Here is a 19,761-nt window from a genome sequence, read left to right as displayed (position 1 = left end):
AGCGCGCCTCCTATCTCCCGATGATGTAGACCACGGTGAAGACGACGATCCAGATGGCGTCGACGAAATGCCAGTAGAGGGCCAGCACCTGAATACGCTCGGCATGCTCTTCTTTCACGTGCCCGGTGAGCGTAAAAATCAGCACCAGCGAGAGACCGATGAGCCCAAAGATGACGTGTGAAGCGTGCAGGCCGACCAGCGAATAAAAGGTCGTTCCAAAGAGATTAGTGCTGACGGTCAGCCCTTTCTCGTAGATCAGCGTGTGCCACTCCATGCCCGTGCCGACCAGGAAGATCAGGCCAAGGACGATGGTGAGCGCCCACCACAGAGCGAACGGCTTCATCTTGCGATGTTCCAGGTTGCGTTCCGCAAGCCAGATGGTGACAGAGCTCGAGAGCAGGCAGATGGAGTTGAAGATGGGAACCTCCAGCACCTGCTGCGGCGTAGGCCCGGTCAGGCTCTTGCCGATGTAAAAGACATACGCGAGCACGAAGATGATAAAGATCGCCGACTCGCCGAGGATGAGGCAGTACATGCCAATCCGTCCGCGGTAGGGCAGATGCCAGGGGTGCTGGTGATCGGAGACGTGCGGAGTAAGAGGTATCGCGCTCATGCTTCGTATTTCCAATCCGGATCTTCAGGATGCTTGAGGTCCCACAGTGGACGGCGGCTGCTCACGACCGGATCGGTCGCGAAATTGTAGTCGGGTGGCGGCGATGAGGTTGCCCATTCGAGGGTCCAGGCATCCCAGGGATCGTTGCCTGCTTTCTCACCGCTGCGCAGCGAGACGATCATGTTATAGGCGAAGATCAGCACCGCGATGCCCTGAATGACGCCGCCGATGGAGACGATCATGTTCAGGGTGCCCCAGCCGCGGTCCGCTTCATAGGTGTAGATCGAACGCGGCATGCCGAGCAGTCCCGGAATGTGCATGACGTCGAAGGTGATGTGGAAGCCGATGGTGAAGAGCCAGAAGTGCCACTTGCCCAGCCGCTCGTTGAGCATGCGTCCGGTGGCCTTGGGGAACCAGTAATAGATGCCGCCGAAGATGGCCGTCACGATCGCCCCCACCAGCACGTAATGGAAGTGAGCAATCACGAAATAGGAGTTGTGCAGCTGCCAGTTCCACGGCGCAACGGCCAGCATGATTCCGGTAAGACCGGAGAGCAGGAATTGAAATACAAATGCCGTGAGGAAGAGCATGGGTGTGGCAAAGCGAATTCTTCCGCCCCACATGGTGGCCAGCCAGTTGAAAATCTTGATGCCCGTGGGAATGCCGACCAGCATCGTCGACAGAGTGAAGAAGGCATTGGATGCCGAAGTCATGCCGACGGTGAACATGTGGTGCGCCCACACGCCGAGGCTGACGAAGGCGATGCCGACCGAAGCCGCGACCATGGCGGCGTAGCCGAAGATGGCCTTGCGCGAGAAGACCGGAATCACTTCATTGGCGATGGCGAAGGCGGGAAGCACGAGAACGTAGACTTCGGGGTGTCCGAAGATCCAGAAGAAGTGCATCCAGGCAACGGCCGAGCCGCCGGCCTGCGTATCGAAGAAGTGGCCGCCCAGGTAGCGATCGACCAGCAGCATGATCTGCGCCGCGGTCAACGGGGTAATGGTGACCAGGGTCAAGCCGGAGACGACTACAAAGAGCCACACGAAAAGCGGCATGCGCATCAACGTCATGCCCTTGCAACGCATGCACAATGCGGTGGCGACCACGTTGATGGCCGTGCCTACCGTTCCGAAACCAGAGACGATGAGCGCAATCGCCCAATAGTCGGTGGCGTGTCCGGGCGAGAAGGCGCGCGCCGTGAGCGGCGCATAGGCGAACCAGCCCACGTCGGGGGCGTTGCCCACGCCGTAAAGTCCGCTGCCGCCCAGAAAGCTGTAATAAAGGAGCAGACCGCCGAATGCCGTCACCCAGAAGCTGAAGGCGTTGAGGCGGGGGAAGGCCATATCTCGTGCGCCGATCATCAGCGGCACCAGGTAATTGGCGAAGCCGAAAATCATGGTCATGCCGACCAGGAACACCATGGTGGTGCCGTGCATGGTGAAGAAGCGGTTGTAGACCTGCGGCGAGAGGAAATGATTGTTGGGCACGGCCAACTGGATGCGGATAGCGATCGCCTCCGCGCCCGCCACAAGAAGAAAGAAAATCCCGTAGAGCATATAGAGGATGCCCAGCTTCTTGTGATCGACCGTAGTGATCCAGGAGTGGAGGATCTCGAGAACAGAGTGCTTGCGCACGTCCGGCGGCGTGACGTCGAGAGCGCCATGCGCGCCGCCGGCTATCGGGACTGCGGGATTCGGAAATGTGCTGTCTGCCATCGCGATCCTACTTGATTGGGTTGATTGCGTTCGTTTATTTCAGTGTCGACAAATAGGCGGTAAGCTGATCGAGCTGATCGTCGCTGAGCTGCATCGCAGGCATTAAGGACCCAGGCTTGAAGCTGTCAGGATTCTTGATCCACTGCCTCAGATTTTCCTTGTTGTTGTGGAGGATTCCCGAAGCCAGGGTATCCCGGCTCATGAGGTGCGTCAGGTCGGGGCCGAATCGGCCCGTTGCTGCCGTGCCGCGCACGGCATGGCAGTTCATGCAGGCCTGGGTTTCGAAGACCCGGCGTCCTGCCGCAACCGAGGGATCCTGCACTCCATCCTGCTGCTGATTCTTTACCCATGCGGCGAACTGGTCGGGCGTGTCCACGTAAACACGGAGCAGCATCTTGGCGTGCTGCGCGCCGCAGAATTGCGCGCACTGTCCGACGTAAAGTCCCGCACGCATAGGATCGATCCACAGCTCGTTAGGATGGTTGGGGATGAGATCCACCTTGCCCGACAGCTGCGGCACCCAGTAGCTGTGGTCGACATCGGCCGAGAGCAATTTCATGTATGTCGGCTTGGGATCTTGCGTGTTGCTCAAAGGAACGTGCAGCTCGTTCGCGGCCACGACGCCCAGCGCTGGATAGCGGTACTCCCACCAGAACTGGTGAGCGACGGTGGTGACATCCAGAGCCGCCTTCGGCTTGGGAGCATCCTGAATGGCGAAGATCATGCGCGCCGTGGTGAGGAAGAGCACAACCACGATGAGCACGGGAATCACGGTCCAGGCCAGCTCCACCTGATTGCTGCCGTAGATCTGGGCCGGCTCGCGGTTGTCGTCCGTGTCGCGCGCCCGATAGCGGATGATCACGTAGACCAGCAGGCCGCCGACCACGAGGAAGATGCCGCCAGTGATCTCGAGAACGAAGTAGGAAAGGTTGTTGATCTCAGTCGCGGGAGTGGACGCAGGCGTAAAGATGCTGGGCGTGGCGGCCTGGGGGCCTTGCGCAAAAACAATACCGCAGCAGAACGCCAAGAGTGCGGCGGCAAAGATTGCATTTCGCGTCTTCCAAAGCCATTGCCAGGGCATTTCTTGTCCTTTCACAAGTAAGATTCTGAAGGGTTGTGTTATGGACTATGAAAAAAAGCGAGTGCGGGCAACGATTTAGTTTAACAGCGAATCCCGATCTGACCGACCATACGATCGCACAGCCGCCAACTTTCTTACCCGCATCGCAAGCGAAGACAAATTCGCCCCCAGGGCAAAGGCGCGCACCGCCATGCCCCGCAGCAAGGGCATGGAGAGAAAACGATAGCCGCGGTCGAGATTGCCGTAAAACCACCGCGCTCCTGACGTCGTGATCGCCAGATCGGCACGCAGCTTGGCCGTGTTCTGGGCGAACGATACGTGCGCCGGGACTTTGGAGTGGAGCGCCGAAAGAATCGCTTCTGCGGCAGCCTGCCCGCTGACCAGGGCGAAGTAAATGCCCTCGCCGGTGAGCGGATCGACAAAGCCGCCGGCATCGCCTACCAAAAAGATTTTGGTTGCGGAGATGGTGTGTTGTGCCGCGCCGAAGCCCGCGTACTGGCCGATGACATCCTCTGCCGTAACATCCCCGTAACGTGCGGCGATGTAATCGGCGAGACGAGCGCGATCGATCTTTTCGTCGGGCGCATAAGAATAGAGGCCGATGTTGATGTGATCGCCTTTAGGGAAGATCCAGCCGTAGCCGTCGCGAATGCAGCCGAAATCGAAGACCAGCTCCTGAGACGAAGCGTCCGGCATCGGCACATTTGCTTCCAGGGCGAAGGCACGCCAGAACCACTTGTCATTTTCACGGTGCGTCAGCTGCCGCACCCGGCTGTGAACTCCGTCGGCGCCGATCAGATAGCGGGCATGGAATTGCTCGCCGTCGATGGAGACGGTGACGCCGGAGTCATCTTCCGCAATCGCGGAGATGCTGCCGATACGCTGGAATTGCGCACCAGCGGCAACGGTCTGGCGAAAGCAGTAGTCGTCCAGCTCCTTGCGAACGGTCATGAAGCAATAGTCTGAACTACGCCGGAGAACGGTGCTGTGATCGCCGTCACGTTCGATGCGGATGCTCTTCAGCCTCTGCCGGATGACGGGATCGACGGGATAACGCAGCGCCTGGACTGTCTTGGTGGTGAGGCCACCGGCGCAGGCCTTCTGCCGGGGAAACTCCGCACGGTCGAGCAACAGAACCTCGCGGCCTGCGCGAGCCAGATCGTAGGCCGCCGCGCAGCCTGCCGGCCCGGCTCCAACCACAATTGCATCCCAGATTTTCATCGCTCTTACCGTCTATTGTGAACCATCTCCGGCAAAGCGGCGGGGCGCTTACTCGATGGTGGTCATGGGAACGCGGATCGATGCCCGGTAGCGGTCGCCGCGATAACGGGAGCAGGCGGCTTCAATGGGCGATTCCTGCGTGGTAAGAATGATGCGGCTGATGGAGAGGATGCTGGCGCGCTTGGGGATGGTGAGCAGCTCGGCCTCCTCGCGCGTGGCGGGCAGCGCCTCGATGATCTCGTCCGCGTAGCCGACGCGCACGCCGTATCTTTCGCGCAGCGTCTGGTAGAGGGAGTGCTTGGCGAAATCGATGCGATCCAGGCCGGGAAACTGCATGAGCGGAATATTCGATTCTTCGATGGCCATGGGCGTTCCGTCGGCCAGGCGGAGGCGGCGAAGACGCATGACCCGGTCCACGCTGGTCAGCTTCAGCTTCTCCGCGAGGCTGTCGTCGGCCTTCACCACCGACTGCTCCAGCAGCCGGGAGCTGGCCTTCATGCCCCGCTGGCGCATGTCCTCGGTGAAGCCCTGCAGGTGGAGGATATTTTTTTCGAGCTTGGGCCGGGTGACGAAGGTTCCGCGGCCTTTTTCGCTGAACGCATAGCCCTTGGTCTTGAGGCCATGCAGCGCCTGGCGGGCGGTCATGCGGCTTACCTGGTAATAACGCGAAAGCTCTTCTTCGGAGGCGAGCGGATCGCCTTCGCTGAGCTGCCCCGACTGAATCTGCTCCATCAGGGCGCGCTGAATCTGGTAATAGAGCGGAATGAATCCCTTCTTGTCGAGCAGCTGGACGGAAGGCTCTTGATCCTGACTGCTAATGATGCGGCTCTTCGGCACGTTGAATTCCTCTTCCCAGGGATGTTTTCGAATTTGCGCTCTGTGCGGCGGCGCAGCGATCGGATTCCGTTGTCATCGACGGCTGAAGTACAGTAGGGTGGCAGCATGACACCGGGTTTGCGCCTCATGCCCGGCCCTGACTTCACTCTCTTGGACTTCACTCTTTTGGACTTCACTCTCTAGGAATCGACCAACCGCATGTTTCCTTCTTCGCTTCGTGGGGCCCTGATCGTATCGTGCCAGGCTGCGCCCGGCGATCCTTTGGACGATGTCGAAACGCTGCGCCGCATTGCAATATCCGTACTGCGCGGCGGAGCTGGCGGCCTGCGCGCCAATGGCGTGGAATGCATCGCCGCCTTCCGGCGGGAGACCGGGCTTCCGATCATCGGCATCCTGAAGCAATATGTGGACGGCGCGGTGGTCATCACGCCGGATTTCGCATCGGCTGCGGCGATCAGCAACGCTGGAGCGGACGTGGTCGCGCTCGATTGCACATCCGAAAGGTTGAAGGCTCCGACTACGGCCAGCGGCGACCCCTGGCCGCAGCTGATTCTCCGCATTCATGACGAGTTGAAGAAGCCGGTGCTGGCAGACGTGTCCAGTTTTGAAGATGCCCTGGCGGCGCAGGCCGCGGGAGCGGATGCCGTCGCCACCACCCTGTACGGATTCACGCCGGAGACGAAGCAGTTTCGTTCCGTGAACTGGCAGCTGGTCGAGCAGATGGCGAGCCAGCTGAGCGTCCCCGTTATCGTCGAGGGACATATCACCCAGCCCGATGAAGTGAAGCGGGCTCTCGATCTCGGCGCTTATGCCGTAGTTGTCGGCTCGGCGATCACCCGTCCCGAGTCCATCACAGCTCGATTTGTGAAGACTATCCACTATTGATAACGGCAACTGATACCGGCCCGTGAGTCTACGGGATGAAACGTTTTACAACTGCTTACGACATAAATGCGGGGAATGTTCCATTACAGGAGCACGCCATCTCTTGTACGCGGTTCCCGGTCGAGTTGTCTATACATTATGGTACTTTGAATGAGGATTTACCCTGTCCCAGGGAGAGCGGTGTGCGGACACGTTCGATGGCATTTCTCCCCGCCGGCAATGTTCAAGATTGAGATTGGAACGGAATCGAAACCATGGCACGCACCTTTTCGCATGCAATGCTCAAGGAAATCTATGAGCAGCCCGAAGCTTTAGCCGCCACCATCGCCAGGTACGCTCCGGAAGGCTCATTGAGCGCCGACGCTTTTCCCGGCATCGCCGAGACGTATCGCGGACGCCAGCGGCTGGTGATTGCGGCCAGCGGTTCGAGCCGCCACGCGGGCCTGGCGGGCGAAATCATGCTGGAGGATTACGCCGGCCTGGCCGTCGACGTGGAGTACGCCAGCGAATACTCTTATCGCTCGACGCACACATTGCACGACCCGGTGGTGCTGGTGATCTCCCAATCAGGCGAGACCGCGGACACTTTGGCTGCGCTGCGCGAAGCCAAAGCGCGCGGACTGGCAACGGCCGCGATCACCAACAATGCCGAGTCGGCCATGGCGCGCGAAGCGGATTCGTCGCTGCCCACGGTGGCCGGCAAAGAGCGTGCAATTCCCGCGACCAAGAGCTTCACCACGCAGCTCAGCGTGCTTTATCTGCTGACGCTCTATGTGGCCAGACTGGGCGGCCGCATGACCGGTCAGACTGTGTCGACACACCTCGACCAGTTGCAGCGCCTGCCGGAACTGATGGAAGCGTCGCTCGGCCGCTGGGAACAACAGGTGAGCACGATTGCCGAAGAGCTGAAGTCGGCCAAGGGATTTCTTTACCTGGGCCGCGCGGTTCATTACGCAATCGCACGCGAAGGCGCACTCAAGCTGAAGGAATCCGCTTATGTCCAAGCCGAGGGTTATCCGGCGGGCGAGTTGAAGCATGGCCCCAATGCGCTGGTCAGCGAGTCGGCTCCCCTGGTGGTGCTGGCAACGCGCGACGAGTCCGATCCTGATTCGGTTCTGCGCTACCAGAAGACACTGCAGCTGATGCGCGACATGAAGGCACAGGGCGCCAGCATCTTCTCCATCGTTACCGAGGGCGATGATGAGGCAGCGCGGCTGAGCCGGCACTCCATCTCCGTACCCGCGACCGATGAGTTCCTGCTGCCCATGCTGGAAGTCGTTCCCCTGCAGATGTTCGCGTACTTCACCGCGATCCTGCACGGAGTGAACGTCGACGCTCCACGCAACCTGGTGAAAGCCGTCGTGACCGAATAACATCCAGCTTGCTGTTTTCCGAAGAGAGCAATCTGCGGAAAACAAGCATAGGCACGGGTACACTCTCTCTGCACGCAGTCGATTCGGAATGAGCCGCCTGCGCTAAGCTTGAGCGTGCACCTATTCAAGTCCCGCACTTTCACGCCCCGTACTTTCGTACATTGCGCTCTTCGGATCGTCTCGCCTCTTTTCATCTTTGGAATCTCCGCAGCTTCGACCGTTTCGGCGGCGGTTCACACGCCGGGACCGACGGTGCCGCTCTGCTCGAAGCAGATCGTCTTCACCGCGAGCTATCTGGCAGAGACAAAGCCCGGCGAAGGCATCGGCTTTCTGTTTCGCATCGAGAACAACGCGGCGAAGCCGATCAAGCTGGCGGAGCCAGTGCCCTCCAGCGCGCACTGGTATGCGCGGGTGGGCAATCGCTGGCTGTGGCGCGCGTCGAGCGGGCAGGGCGGCAGCTATGTTGATGCCGTCAACGAGCGCGGGCCGGTCTTCGCCTATCAACCGAAGAGCGCTGCAGCCGATCCGCACTTTATCACCGTGCCGGCAAAGGGAAATTATGAATGGGTTGCGCATGAGCATGACAACGCCGCGCTGGCTTACCGGCCCGGCTGCGCAATCTGCAACTATCCTGGCGAGCACGAGTACAAGGCGGTCTTCGCTTATGCCTATCTGCCGTCTGCTGACGAACATGCGAAGGATCTTCTGCCCTGCGGCCTGCGTTCCAACCTGGTCATCATGCCACCCAAGCGCGAGTCCAAATAACAAAACTTGAAAAATCGCATTCGCAAGTGACGTCTCCACCGAGGCTTTCCCCGTCTAGGTTGATTGGAAACGTCCGCAACCGGCAGATGCCGGCGGTGTTTCAAGAAGTGTTGGAGGACAACACAATGCGAAATAAATTCGGTAGTCTCACGCTCGCCGGTCTGCTGGCGATAGGTATGGCAGGCAGCGCCGCAATCGCGCAGGAAACGTCGGCTCCACCGCAGCAGGAAGGCGGACCGCGGCATCACGGGATGGATCCGGATGCTCAACTCAAACATATGACCAAGGAACTGGATCTGAGTGCCGATCAGCAGACCCAGATCAAGCCCATCCTCGAATCGCAACAGCAGCAGATGATGGCCATCCACCAGGACCAGTCGCTCTCGCGGGAAGATCGCTTCGCGAAGATGAAGGCGATTCATCAGGACTCGGAGACTAAGATTCAAGCGGTTCTAAACGACACGCAGAAACAGAAGTACGCGGCCATGCAGGCGAGGATGCAAGAGCGCATGCAGGAGCGCTCGCAGGGTGGTCAGGCTCCGCAACAGTGACAACGAGCGGCAATCAGCGAAGGCCGTCAAACCCGACGGCCTTGCTTTTTCAGAGAAACATTTCCATGTAGGTATCGGCGCGGGCGTATTTCGAGGCATGCGCAGGTGCGCCCATGTGCCGGAAGCCCACCTCTTCATAGAGATGAATCGCGTCGGCGGCCTTGGTGTTCGATTCCAGATAGAGGCGTCGCGCCTTCAGCTGCCGGGCATGATCGATGGCGAATTGCAGCAGCTTGCGTCCAACGCCGCGTCCTCGTGCCGACTCCGCCACAGTCATCTTGGCCAGCTCGAACTCCGCGGGTCCAATCACCAGCAGAGCGCAGCAGCCGGCCACCTGGCCATCCAATTCAGCGATAAAGATTTCGCCGCCACCATCAAGAATTTTTCCTTTGGGATCTTCCAGCACCTCGCGATCGGCCTGCTCCAGTGCAAAGTCCTGGCTGATCCAAAACTCATTGAGCTCTTTGAATGGCTTTTCATCTCCGGGCCGGAACGTGCGGGTGAGGAGATCTCCTGTCTTCGGGCTGGCGTCCGCTGCAACTGTCATGGCTTTTATGGTGGAGCATTTGTCACGATACGTCCAATCACATGTTCGAGCGGATTGAGGCCGGCATCTGTGAAGCTTCGCCGATGGCGCCTCTGGCCAGCCTCGCATCACGGCTGCGTTGCGGGTTGAGCGGGTTTCGCGCCGGCCTGCTGTTGCGCCTCGGCGTGAAATTTCTGGTAGTCGTTGTCGGTCACTGCGATATCCGCACGGTAGCCGATGATGCCGATGGCGTGGGCGATGAGGTGAGCCTGCCCATCGGTGGGCAGCCACAGCTCGTTGTTGACCAGCTTCTGGTTGAAGGTGAAGTTGCTGCCCTTGCCCACCGAGAAGAGGCCGAAGCCGAGATGAAAGTTGTCGTCGAAGCGCGCCACCATGCGGCGCACCTCGCGGTCCTGCTCATCGACCCACAGCGTGCCGGATAGTTTCTTCGAGGCATCCTCGGCCATGCCGTGGGTTTTCGCGTGAGGATCGCCGACGAAATCGAAGGCAATGGTGCTGCGGCCGTCCATCATCTCGCGGCGGGGATTCGATACCTTCATGATCGCCAGCAACTGGCTGACGGTTACTTCGTTCTTGTCGGTCGATTGGCCGGGCGGCGTGCTCTGCGCCTTCTGTACTGCCTTCATCACGCGGCCCTGCTCTTTCTTTTGCTCGTCGGGAGTGAGCTCTTTGCCGTTCTTCTTCACCGTGCGATCGATCTCGTGCGTGTTGACGTAGAAGATCTCGCTCTCCTCGCTCTCGGTTTTCTTTACGGAACTATCCTTGTTCAGCTCGCGCGTGAACATTACCTCGCGGTAGGTATAGTTTTCGCGGGTTTCGTCCATCTTGCGCTGATGATCCTGCACCTGTCGCATCAGCGTAGACACGTCGGGCAGAGGCGCTTGGGCGTAGGCCCTAGCGGCAAGGCAAAGCAATGCGGCGAAAATGGCGAAGCGCATGAGTGAATCTTTCTTTCGCAGATGGAATGACGTACGCTGTTACCTGCCGACCAGTTCCATCTCCCCCGGCCTGCGATAAGGATAGAAGTAGACTCGGAACGAGGGAGTGTTAAAAGAATGCTTCGTTTGCTTTTGCGATGGTTTTTGCAGGCTGTGGCCCTGTTGCTGGTGGCCTGGCTGGTGCCCGGTTTTCACGTCCGGGATTTCGCTTCGGCGCTAATTGCGGCGCTGGTCATCGGACTGCTCAACGCGACGCTCGGGTTGCTGCTCAAGATCATCACCCTGCCGCTCGGAATTCTTACGTTGGGAATTTTCTTCCTGGTAATCAATGCCTTCATTTTACGACTGGCCAGCGGAGTGGCTCCCGGCTTCATCGTGTCGACCTTTGGCGCAGCGTTCATCGGAGCCGCGGTTTTGGCGCTGCTGCATATGCTCGTTGAAGCCATTGCCGATTAACGTGGGACGCAGCTTTGTGCTCTTCTGCGAAGAATTCTGACATTCTTCGCTGCGCGCGAATAGCGGACAGCGTCATTACTCCGCAGCACAATTATTGCGGGGTGGCATCGTTCTGCGGCAGCGGAGCTTTGGGCACGGCCACGCCATCCGGCTTTTGGATGTCCGTCAAACCAGCCGCTCCAGGCCCGGTCTTGCGCATGGAACGGGCCCGTCCATGCAGAGGCGGCGTGACCGGCTTCGGCGCTACTTTCTGCGCCGCTGCGGTGCCCAGGCCCGAATCCATATTGCGCTGCAGCTGAACGCCCGGCGCTATGGGCAGAAGATGACGGGAATGGCTCACACTGCCGGCGATGATGCCGACGCAGGCCAGCATGCCGGCCGCACCCACGGCAAAGCGCGGCAGCACCAAAAACCTGGCCGGTGTTTGGACCGGAGCATGCGCCAGACGCGCCGCGATCCGCTTTTCCAGACCAGGGCGCGGCTCGGCGGAGCCGAGAAGACGCAGCGTGCGGTCGATCCGGTCTTCCATGTCTGTTCGTTGGTTCTCGTAAGAAGTGTTCACAGGGATCCTCCTTGCTTCGCCAGCAGCACGGAAAGCTCGCGACGGGCGCGGAAGATGCGCGACCGGATGGAGGACTCGGTGGTGCCAAGCACGCTGGCGATTTCAGGCGTTGCCAGCTCATCGACGGCAGAGAGCAGGAGAGCTTCCCGCTCCTTGGCCGGCAGTTGGTCGATTGCTTTCAGGATGCGGCTGTGCTCCTGAGAGGAGATCAAGATTGCGTCGGCTCGCCGGTCAGCCGCGGGCAGGATGCGGGCGAAGTCAGCGATGTCTTCGTTCTCCGGGCGGGTCTTGCTGCGGCGCTTCTTATCCAGCACCACGTTCCAGGTGATCCGCACCAGCCACACGCGCAGGTCGCGAATCTCGGAGAGCTTGTCCCGATGTTTCAGCACGCGCAGGAATGCCTCTTGCACCGCGTCTTCCGCCTCCGCGGCGTTGCGCATGACCGAGTAGGCCACGCGGTACAGGGTCGTCGAATACTCGGCGACGAGGGCGGTGATCGTCTCGCTGGAATCCAATGTCTCGGCCGTTGCTAGAGCCGGAGCCATCCAGCCGGCAAGCTGTCCGGAAAAGGCGCTCATCCTAACTCCATGCTCTAAAGACGGAGGATAGCGCCTTTGCGCTCACCAAAGCGAAAAAAGCGTGATGCAACCTCTTACTCTAGAATCCTCTTGGCTAAGATTCCGCACAGCGATAGCCTTCGGAGAGTCAAGAGCTTATGCAGCGACGCGCCTGGTTCGAGATACACGACCATCGACTCTTCCCCCGCTTTCTACGCGACATGCAGACCGACATCCTGCAAGCCATCTGGAACAACCAAAATATCTATGCACCGGTCGTGCCACGATTGCGGCAGGCGCTTCGCGCCGCGGACGCTAACCGCATCGTCGACCTATGCTCGGGCGGCGGCGGCCCCTGGCTGAAGCTCAGCCGCACCTTTGCCAAAGAAGGTAATAGCCCGGAGATCTGCCTCACCGATATCTATCCCAATCTCGGCGCCTTCGAACGACTCCGCAAGGAGACGCCGCTAGATTTTTGCCCCGATCCGGTCAACGCCATGCAGATTCCTTCGGAGCTCCATGGCTTCCGAACCCTCTTCACCTCTTTCCATCACTTCGACCCGCACCAGGCTCGCGCCATCCTGAAAGACGCTTTCGACGCACGACAGGGAATCGGCATCTTCGAGTCCTCGATCCGCGAGGCGCGCACCCTGCTCGGAGTCTTTCTTTTACCACTGTTGATCTTGTTGCTTGTGCCGGGAATCCGGCCCTTTCGCTGGTCACTCCTCTTTTATTCCTACCTGGTGCCGATCATTCCGTTCGTCGTCTGGATGGACGGCGTCCTCTCCTGCCTGCGCTCTTACTCGCAGAAGGATCTGAGCGAACTGATCGCTGGATTGGAAGCGGAGGATTATCGCTGGTCCGTGGGCATAGAGCGCGGCCCGCTCGTATCGGTCGCCTATCTTATAGGACATCCGGTTCAGCGCGATTGCAGCGAGGCCGGCGAGCCGGCGGTCGAAGCGGCAGAAATAGAAAAAGCCGCATACTCCTAGAGCATGCGGCCTTTCTGATATTGGAGCGGGTTACTCGTAGTGCGAACTACTTGCCGGCCAGCTTTTGCGCTGCGATCTGTCCTGCGGCGGTGGTCTTGTCCTTATCCTTCAGCTCGGCGTAAATCTTCTTCGCCTCGATGGGATTGGTGTTTTCGTAGAGCTGCGCCAGTTGAAGCTTGGCGGAGGATGCGGGCACCGTCACGGTCGGGCTCTTGATGACCTGGTTGTAGAGGTCGACCGCCTGGCTGTCGCGGCCGGTCTGGCTATAAAGTCCGGCGAGCGCCATCTTGGCCAGTGCAGCGAGACCCTTGTCGTGCGATCCGGAAGCCTTCTGCAATTCCTTTTCGGCAGAGGCGGTCTGGCTGAGATCAAGATAGGTCAGTCCGGCGAAATATTCGGCGTTGGCGCCGGCCTTGAGCCATCCGTACTGATCCGCAACCTGAACGAACAGGGGGTTGGCGGCCTTGGCGCGCTCGGCGGCGCTGGCATAAGAGGGATCGTTGGGGAGCGCGGGCTGTCCCGGCTGGCGCAACGGAGTGCTGTAGATATCCATGGCCTTGCCGAAGGCGACCTGCGACTGCTCGGAGCGGCTGTTATAGACAACCGCGCCAGTGACGATGAGGGCGACCGCGACCAGGACGACGGCTCCGATCTTGATGACATTGGCGCGATGAGACTGCAGCCAATCGATGCCGGAGGTTGTAGCCTCGACGAAATTATCCTGCTTCAACGCGTGACGTGTCTGTGTATCCACTGAGGTCCTTCGGAATCCTTTTGGGCGGGAGCTAGCCGGTGACCAGGCTCTTGGCAGATCCGCAGGTTGTCGGCGGCTGTCTGCTCGCAGATACGGTAAGTGTAGCAGTGGGCGATTGGGAGGGTCAAAAAATGGCCGGGAAAGAACGGAGACTTAGCCACTTACCGGGGAATGACAATATTCGGCCCGATGAGAATCCACGATGCACGAAACGCGAGGTATCGAGACTGCCTCGCGTTTCGACTGTACGCGGGATCTACGCTGGACTTAGGCCGCCCGCACCGGATCTTCGATCTCTCCGCTCTCGATCTTCTCCTGGCAGCTGATGCAGTAGCGCGACCACGGCACCGCTTCGAGGCGCTTGGCGCCGATCTCTTCTCCGCACCGGCGGCACTCCCCGTATTCGCCATCCTTCAGGCGACGGAGCGCCTCTTTCACCATGGTCAGCTGCATGTGCCCACTGGTTCCCTGGCTGAAGAGCAGTTCTTTCTGATAAGAGAAGACGGCCTGATCGGCAGGATCCTGGGTGTCTTCCGCGGTCGTCGCCCGGCCTTGTTCTACTGCCGACAACATCGATTCTTCCAGCAGTTGTTTCTGCTCAAGAAGCTTCTCTTCATAAAGACGAACGGTTTTAGGGGTCTGGGTCACTTCGAAAAACTCCTTGGACTTCGGTTCTCGTTACCGATATGACAACCATTGGACGCATATTCGTCCCCTAAATATGTTTTTCCTCGATTTTTTTTAGAGATTTTTTCAGCTACGAGATTGAAACCCCTCGAGCCACCCCTTGCTGAGCTGGGTGCATCCCGTTAGGCTAGTAGCTGCCATGTACGAAGATTTCAAGATCACCGACACTTGGAGCGGCGAGAACCTGCACTGCCGCTGGACGGCGAACATCGTCGCCATTGCTACGCGCCACGCTGACGCAGTCGACATCCGTTATGACGTCAATGGACGGCCGGTATGGATTGCGATGCCCTGCATGGCCTGGGTGGAGCAGAAGAAGCGCACCGGCAATGTTATCACCGACGCCTTGGCCGCACAGATCGCCGGACGCTATCTCAAGCTGGCCATCGAATCCGGCTATGACAACGGCCGGGAGATGTACACCATGAGCGTCGAAGAAGTATTGGAACAGCTCAACGCGGTGCTGGACGAGGCTGGGCACACCAGCAAGCTGCCTCCGCTGATTCCGACCGACGACGATGCGCAGCCCCTTCCCTGACGCCGCGCGGCAGCTGCCCTTTGTCATCTCAACATCTGAAATGGCACAATAAGCGGTTTGCCCGGCAGCAGTTTTCGGGAAGAGGAGCCATCGCATGGGAGCAGCAACCGTCGCACGAGAGATCCGCAGCCTGACGGAAGGGCCCCACGTTCATCGCAATCTCTCCACGCCGCAGCTGGTTGAGACGGCCATTGCCCGCGGCGAAGCCAGCCTGGCCTCCAATGGCGCCCTGGTAGCGCTCACCGGCGCGCGCACCGGCCGGTCGCCGCGCGACAAATTCACCGTCGAAGACGAGCAGACCCGGGAGCGCGTCGATTGGGGCAAGGTCAATCAGCCCTTCCCTTCCGAAAAATTCGAAGCGCTGCTGGCACGAGTCGTGCGGCACATGGCGGAGCGCGATCTGTACGTCATGGACCTCTACGCAAGCGCAGATACCGGCTACCAGCTTCCCATCACGGTGATCTGTGAATACGCCTGGCACGCGTTGTTCGTGAAGCAGCTCTTTGTGCGGCCGGAGCTGAAAGAACTGGCACAACACGCGGCGGAGTTCACGGTGATCGCGGCTCCGGAATTCGAAGCTGTTCCCGAGCGCGATGGAACCAAGTCCGGCACATTCATCCTGGCGGACTTTACACGCAAGGTGGTGCTGATCGGCGGCACCAAGTATGCGGGCGAGATGAAGAAGTCGGTCTTCGGCATCATGAATTACCTGTTGCCCGCGCGCGATGTCTTCCCCATGCACTGCTCGGCGAATATTGGCGCGCAAGGCGACACCGCTCTCTTCTTCGGGCTTTCCGGTACAGGAAAGACAACGCTCTCCGCAGACCCCGCACGCCGCCTTATCGGCGACGATGAACATGGATGGAGCCCCCAAGGCGTTTTCAACTTCGAAGGCGGCTGCTACGCCAAGTGCGTCGACCTCTCCGAAGAGAAAGAGCCGCAGATTTACCACGCCATCCGCTTCGGCTCAGTGCTCGAGAATGTCGTCATCGACGCCAAGACCGGCGAGCCCGACTACACCGACATTCGCTACACCGAAAACACACGTGCGGCGTATCCGATCGAATTCATTGCCAATGCCGTGATTCCCGGAGTGGGCGGGCACCCGAAGAATGTGTTGTTCCTCGCCGCCGATGCCTTCGGCGTTCTGCCGCCCATTGCCAGACTCACACCCGAGCAGGCGATGTATCACTTCCTCTCCGGATACACGGCCAAGCTGGCGGGTACTGAGGCTGGACTGGGCAGCGAGCCGGTACCGGAGTTTTCCGCGTGCTTCGGCTCGCCCTTCCTGCCACTGGCCCCCAAGGTGTATGCCGAGATGCTGGGGCGGCGGCTGCGCGAGCACAACGCGCAATGCTGGCTGGTGAACACCGGCTGGTCCGGCGGCGCCTTCGGCGTGGGCCAGCGCATGAGCCTGAAGCACACCCGCTCGATCGTGAATGCGGCTCTCGATGGAAGGCTTGCACAGGTCGCCTATGTCGACGAAGAGGCCTTCGGGCTGAGCATTCCAACCTCATGCCCGGATGTGCCGAGCGATTTGCTGTATCCGCGAAATTCGTGGGCCGACAAGCGGGAGTATGACGCCCAGGCGCAGCTGCTGGCGCAAAAGTTCGAAGAAAACTTCCGCAAATTTGATGCACCCGAGAACATCCGAGCCGCTGGACTCAGAGCGCGAAGATAGCCTCTACGCCTTTCGCCAAGCTCGATCCTCGCTTCGGAACTATCGATTGCTTGTGTAAATGAGTCTCGTGTCGGGGCGCGGCTTGGCCATGCCGTAAAACGCCCGATTCTGGTTCGCGTGCGCTTATTTTTCTTCCCAGCCAAACCTTCTATCCGAGTGGCCATCTCAAGAATCACTGAAATGCTTCTTGGGCTTTCAAGATAAAGGGGGATCTATGTTTTTAATTTTGGCGTTGGTTCTGATTCTGGCGTGGGTCGGCGGATTTGTCGTATTCCATACCGCAGGATTTCTCATCCACCTGCTGCTGGTTTTTGCTGTGATCTCGATCATCTTCCATTTCCTGCGCGGAAGATCAGCAGCCGTATAGCGAGAGAGAGCGGCTGCAACGCCGCTCTCTCTCTGTCACACTTATTCGCTGTAGTGAAGCAGGCTGAAGACGTCATAGTCCGGGAACTTGTCGCGGCCTTTGAGAAAATCCAGCTCGACGGCAAATCCCAGTCCGGCGATGTGTCCGCCTAATTGCTGTACCAGCTTCACGGTTGCTTCCATGGTGCCGCCGGTCGCGAGCAGGTCGTCGACCAGGACAACATTTTGTCCCGGCTCGATCGCGTCGAGATGAATTTCGAGAGTGTCGGTCCCGTACTCGAGATCGTAGGTGACGCGGGCTGTGGGAGCGGGCAGCTTGCGCGGCTTGCGCACCGGAACGAACCCCGCGTTAAGGCGATAAGCTAACGCCGGCCCGAAGATGAAGCCGCGGGCTTCAATCCCCAGTACCAGATCGACGTCGCGATCGAGGTAGTGCGCAGCCAGCGCATCGATCATCTCGGCAAAACCTGTTTTGTCTTTGAGCAGCGTCGTGATGTCGTAGAAGAGAATGCCCGGCTTGGGGAAGTCAGGCACGGTGCGGACGAGTTCCTTCAATGGCTCGCAGTTGATGGGGCGGTGGGGGTTCAATGTGCTTTTTGCTCCTTTTGCGGTGGCTTTTACCACGCGCCTTCAATCTGAAAAGGTCCTAGTTTCGCTGCTTCCTGCTCTTCCAGCAGATGCTCGACGACAGAATCGACGCGGCTGCCCCGCGAGCCCTTGTGCAACGCCTGGCTCAGTTGGGACAGTTCCTCGGGCTCGCCAGCAGCAACGACTTCCACATGACCGTCTTCCGTATTGCGCACCCATCCGCTCAACCGGAGTGCAGCCGCTTCGCGATGCACGAACCAGCGAAATCCAACCCCCTGCACGCGACCTTTGACGAGATAATGACGGACCATGATCAATGGACGATGACGCGGAGTTAGTTTTTCAGATGTGGGGTTGCAGTGCAAGGGAGCGGGGTCAGGCGATTTTGTATGCGTAGCCGTCTTCGATGAAGCGGTCGCCCCAGGTTCGGCCGCCGAGACGCATACCTACGACATTTTTTTCGGTTTTCCCGAAGACCTTTCGGATCGCACGGATGAAGGGGTCGGTTGTTTTCATAATGAAGATCGTCGGAATTTCCCAGACACTCAGACCCGCTTCGGCCAGGACACCATTCACTTTGGAGTTTGCCTCGCCTAAAGTAAGCGAATCCAAACTTCGAGATGCCAAAACAAAGCGCCAATATTCATACTCAGGAAAGTGGACCCATATTGCCACGACCACGCGAATCCCGGCTGCCTCGAGGGCAGAAACAATCTGTTCGCTTCTGTTGAGATCGACCTCTACCAGAGTTGCTTTATCCATGGCATCAATCCGTGATGTCTTTCCATTATGGCATTGAGAAATTCATTGCATGCCTGTTTTTCGATGATCCTATATCGACTCTCTTCGGACCATCGAACGATCGAGGCCCAATTATCCTGAAATATAGGGTCTTCTTGAGCAAGGAGGAGGCGCGATTCCTCGAGATTAGCCAGCAGAGCAAGCTTCTCCAAGTCATGCGTATATGACTCGATCACTCTTTTCTTATCGGGAAAATCGTGGCGCTTGGAATTCTTTGCGATGCACGCCTTCAGCGCGCATTCGACCGCATATCCGGCAAGGTAATATGCGCCGCTGTATTGCCTTGCCCGATAGAGGGCCTGGGCCTCGCGTAGACGAAGATTCGCCAATTGCTGCAGGTCTTTCCGGTTCACGAAGGCATTCTATGCAGCAAAAAGAGAACGGCGCAGCAATTCGCTGCGCCGCATCGGTACGAAAGTTTTGCTGCCCTACGCCCTGCTCATGTAAGCGCCTTCTGCGGTGTCGATGCGAATCTTCTCGCCTTCGTTAATGAACGGCGGCACCTGCACAACCAGTCCGGTTTCCATCGTGGCGGGCTTGGTCACCGAGGACGCGGTAGCGGACTTGAGGCCGGGCTCGGTCTCTACCACGGTAAGCTCGACCACCTGCGGAAGCTCGATGCCGACAGCAACTCCGTCGAAAAACGATACCGTGATCTGCAGGTTCGCCGTGAGGTATTCGACCGCATCACCGAGCGTGTCGCGCTTGAGGAGCGTCTGCTCGTAGTTCTCGGTGTTCATGAAGTAATAATCGTCGCCGTCGTTGTAGAGAAACTCCATCGCGATTTCGTCGACGATCACGCGCTCGATGGGATCGGGCGAACGGAAGCGATGCTCGAACATAGCTCCGGTGCGCAGGTTGCGCAGCTTGGCCTGAATGAACGCGCGCAGGTTGCCGGGGGTGCGGTGCTCAACCGAGAAGACAGCATGCAGCTCGTTGTTGTGCTTGATGATCATGCCCGGACGCATTTGGGTGGCGGGAATCGCCATAAAGAAAAAACTCCTTGCTGAAATTACTCAGGTTTCGCGACGTGAGGCACCTGGACGTTTGATCAAGGTGCCTGGAAGAGTGCCAGCTTATTTTACTGGGGATTTGGCAGGCAGTGTTCTCTGCATAGCGAACCTCTCCAGGCTCACGTTTCCGGGCTCACGTTGAAGCGTTCCTCCTGAATCTTATCAGCACGGCTAAAGGAGCAGGTCCCGGCGATCTTTGTTTCGACGAAGTTCAAGACGGGTTCAGTCGATGCCTTT

The 19,761-nt window shown here is 59.0% G+C and carries 25 protein-coding genes; 9 read left to right on the top strand and 16 right to left on the bottom strand.

All coding sequences use genetic code 11. The features are described from left to right. Window positions 1-10: 10 nt before the first annotated feature. From XX99_RS04745 to XX99_RS04725, 5 genes are all read right to left on the bottom strand, one after another. Window positions 11-613 (bottom strand): cytochrome c oxidase subunit 3, encoded by a 603-nt coding sequence (locus XX99_RS04745; protein ID WP_050058244.1) that lies wholly within the window; start codon window positions 611-613, stop codon window positions 11-13. After that, on the bottom strand, window positions 610-2,331 hold the full coding sequence (ctaD, locus tag XX99_RS04740) for a cytochrome c oxidase subunit I (protein ID WP_050058243.1): 1,722 nt from the start codon (window positions 2,329-2,331) through the stop codon (window positions 610-612). Before ctaD ends, XX99_RS04745 begins: the two co-directional genes overlap by 4 nt. Window positions 2,332-2,365: 34 nt before the next feature. Beyond that, window positions 2,366-3,412, bottom strand: a complete 1,047-nt coding sequence (gene coxB, locus XX99_RS04735; protein ID WP_082125254.1) for a cytochrome c oxidase subunit II — start codon at window positions 3,410-3,412, stop codon at window positions 2,366-2,368. 75 nt (window positions 3,413-3,487) lie between these two features. Next, on the bottom strand, window positions 3,488-4,633 hold the full coding sequence (locus XX99_RS04730; RefSeq protein ID WP_050058242.1) for a geranylgeranyl reductase family protein: 1,146 nt from the start codon (window positions 4,631-4,633) through the stop codon (window positions 3,488-3,490). A gap of 48 nt (window positions 4,634-4,681) precedes the next feature. Beyond that, on the bottom strand, window positions 4,682-5,470 hold the full coding sequence (locus tag XX99_RS04725; protein WP_050058241.1) for a GntR family transcriptional regulator: 789 nt from the start codon (window positions 5,468-5,470) through the stop codon (window positions 4,682-4,684). A gap of 198 nt (window positions 5,471-5,668) precedes the next feature. Here XX99_RS04725 and XX99_RS04720 point away from each other — a divergent pair, with 198 nt between their 5' ends. From XX99_RS04720 to XX99_RS04705, 4 genes are all read left to right on the top strand, one after another. Then, window positions 5,669-6,355, top strand: coding sequence for an N-acetylmannosamine-6-phosphate 2-epimerase (locus XX99_RS04720; RefSeq protein ID WP_050058240.1), 687 nt, complete (start codon window positions 5,669-5,671; stop codon window positions 6,353-6,355). 254 nt (window positions 6,356-6,609) lie between these two features. Further along, window positions 6,610-7,728, top strand: coding sequence for an SIS domain-containing protein (locus tag XX99_RS04715; protein WP_050058239.1), 1,119 nt, complete (start codon window positions 6,610-6,612; stop codon window positions 7,726-7,728). Window positions 7,729-7,836: 108 nt separating this feature from the next. After that, window positions 7,837-8,493: a hypothetical protein gene (locus tag XX99_RS04710; protein ID WP_050058238.1), complete on the top strand. Its 657-nt coding sequence runs from the start codon at window positions 7,837-7,839 to the stop codon at window positions 8,491-8,493. A 125-nt stretch (window positions 8,494-8,618) separates the two neighbouring features. Beyond that, the gene (locus XX99_RS04705; protein WP_156185800.1) at window positions 8,619-9,044 is read left to right on the top strand and encodes a hypothetical protein; all 426 of its coding nucleotides are present in this window, start codon (window positions 8,619-8,621) and stop codon (window positions 9,042-9,044) included. Between the two features lie 49 nt (window positions 9,045-9,093). Here XX99_RS04705 and XX99_RS04700 read toward each other — a convergent pair whose 3' ends face one another. Beyond that, the gene (locus tag XX99_RS04700; RefSeq protein ID WP_050058236.1) at window positions 9,094-9,591 is read right to left on the bottom strand and encodes a GNAT family N-acetyltransferase; all 498 of its coding nucleotides are present in this window, start codon (window positions 9,589-9,591) and stop codon (window positions 9,094-9,096) included. A 107-nt stretch (window positions 9,592-9,698) separates the two neighbouring features. Continuing rightward, window positions 9,699-10,529 carry a hypothetical protein gene (locus tag XX99_RS04695; RefSeq protein ID WP_050058235.1) on the bottom strand — a complete coding sequence of 277 codons (831 nt, stop codon included), beginning with the start codon at window positions 10,527-10,529 and terminating at the stop codon, window positions 9,699-9,701. 117 nt (window positions 10,530-10,646) lie between these two features. Between XX99_RS04695 and XX99_RS04690 the strand changes: the two genes are divergently transcribed. After that, the gene (locus tag XX99_RS04690) at window positions 10,647-10,985 is read left to right on the top strand and encodes a phage holin family protein (RefSeq protein ID WP_050058234.1); all 339 of its coding nucleotides are present in this window, start codon (window positions 10,647-10,649) and stop codon (window positions 10,983-10,985) included. A 91-nt stretch (window positions 10,986-11,076) separates the two neighbouring features. Here XX99_RS04690 and XX99_RS04685 read toward each other — a convergent pair whose 3' ends face one another. After that, entirely contained in the window at window positions 11,077-11,547 is a 471-nt protein-coding gene (locus XX99_RS04685; RefSeq protein WP_156185799.1) for a hypothetical protein, read from the bottom strand. Then, complete coding sequence (locus XX99_RS04680) at window positions 11,544-12,125, bottom strand: RNA polymerase sigma factor (protein ID WP_050058232.1); 582 nt, start codon at window positions 12,123-12,125, stop codon at window positions 11,544-11,546. Before XX99_RS04680 ends, XX99_RS04685 begins: the two co-directional genes overlap by 4 nt. A 137-nt stretch (window positions 12,126-12,262) precedes the next feature. Between XX99_RS04680 and XX99_RS04675 the strand changes: the two genes are divergently transcribed. After that, a complete protein-coding gene (locus XX99_RS04675) occupies window positions 12,263-13,096 on the top strand; it encodes a thioredoxin domain-containing protein (RefSeq protein ID WP_050058231.1) in 834 nt (277 codons plus the stop codon). Window positions 13,097-13,142: 46 nt separating this feature from the next. On the opposite strand, the gene XX99_RS04670 is transcribed toward XX99_RS04675, so the two are convergent. Continuing rightward, entirely contained in the window at window positions 13,143-13,850 is a 708-nt protein-coding gene (locus XX99_RS04670) for a hypothetical protein (RefSeq protein ID WP_050058230.1), read from the bottom strand. A gap of 267 nt (window positions 13,851-14,117) precedes the next feature. Then, complete coding sequence (locus XX99_RS04665; RefSeq protein WP_050058229.1) at window positions 14,118-14,498, bottom strand: TraR/DksA family transcriptional regulator; 381 nt, start codon at window positions 14,496-14,498, stop codon at window positions 14,118-14,120. A 178-nt stretch (window positions 14,499-14,676) separates the two neighbouring features. Here XX99_RS04665 and XX99_RS04660 point away from each other — a divergent pair, with 178 nt between their 5' ends. From XX99_RS04660 to XX99_RS27075, 3 genes are all read left to right on the top strand, one after another. Beyond that, window positions 14,677-15,075, top strand: a complete 399-nt coding sequence (locus XX99_RS04660; protein ID WP_050058228.1) for a hypothetical protein — start codon at window positions 14,677-14,679, stop codon at window positions 15,073-15,075. Between the two features lie 94 nt (window positions 15,076-15,169). Beyond that, window positions 15,170-16,756, top strand: a complete 1,587-nt coding sequence (gene pckA / locus XX99_RS04655) for a phosphoenolpyruvate carboxykinase (ATP) (RefSeq protein ID WP_050058227.1) — start codon at window positions 15,170-15,172, stop codon at window positions 16,754-16,756. 214 nt (window positions 16,757-16,970) lie between these two features. Continuing rightward, the gene (locus XX99_RS27075) at window positions 16,971-17,123 is read left to right on the top strand and encodes a lmo0937 family membrane protein (RefSeq protein ID WP_156185798.1); all 153 of its coding nucleotides are present in this window, start codon (window positions 16,971-16,973) and stop codon (window positions 17,121-17,123) included. A 41-nt stretch (window positions 17,124-17,164) separates the two neighbouring features. Here XX99_RS27075 and XX99_RS04650 read toward each other — a convergent pair whose 3' ends face one another. The 5 genes from XX99_RS04650 to efp all read right to left on the bottom strand — a co-directional run bounded on the left by XX99_RS04650 (window position 17,165) and on the right by efp (window position 19,500). Beyond that, entirely contained in the window at window positions 17,165-17,710 is a 546-nt protein-coding gene (locus tag XX99_RS04650) for an adenine phosphoribosyltransferase (protein WP_050058413.1), read from the bottom strand. 29 nt (window positions 17,711-17,739) lie between these two features. Beyond that, on the bottom strand, window positions 17,740-18,021 hold the full coding sequence (locus tag XX99_RS04645) for an acylphosphatase (RefSeq protein WP_050058226.1): 282 nt from the start codon (window positions 18,019-18,021) through the stop codon (window positions 17,740-17,742). Window positions 18,022-18,085: 64 nt separating this feature from the next. Beyond that, a complete protein-coding gene (locus XX99_RS04640; RefSeq protein WP_050058225.1) occupies window positions 18,086-18,472 on the bottom strand; it encodes a hypothetical protein in 387 nt (128 codons plus the stop codon). Continuing rightward, window positions 18,451-18,864 (bottom strand): HEPN domain-containing protein, encoded by a 414-nt coding sequence (locus tag XX99_RS04635; protein WP_050058224.1) that lies wholly within the window; start codon window positions 18,862-18,864, stop codon window positions 18,451-18,453. The genes XX99_RS04640 and XX99_RS04635 overlap by 22 nt, the downstream gene beginning before the upstream one ends. A gap of 75 nt (window positions 18,865-18,939) precedes the next feature. Beyond that, window positions 18,940-19,500: an elongation factor P gene (gene efp, locus XX99_RS04630; RefSeq protein WP_050058223.1), complete on the bottom strand. Its 561-nt coding sequence runs from the start codon at window positions 19,498-19,500 to the stop codon at window positions 18,940-18,942. Between the last annotated feature and the right edge of the window lie 261 nt (window positions 19,501-19,761).

This window comes from Silvibacterium bohemicum, assembly GCF_001006305.1.
GTDB lineage: Bacteria > Acidobacteriota > Terriglobia > Terriglobales > Acidobacteriaceae > Silvibacterium > Silvibacterium bohemicum.
Note: the sequence above shows the minus strand (reverse complement) of the source record. Positions and strands in the feature narration are given on the sequence as shown.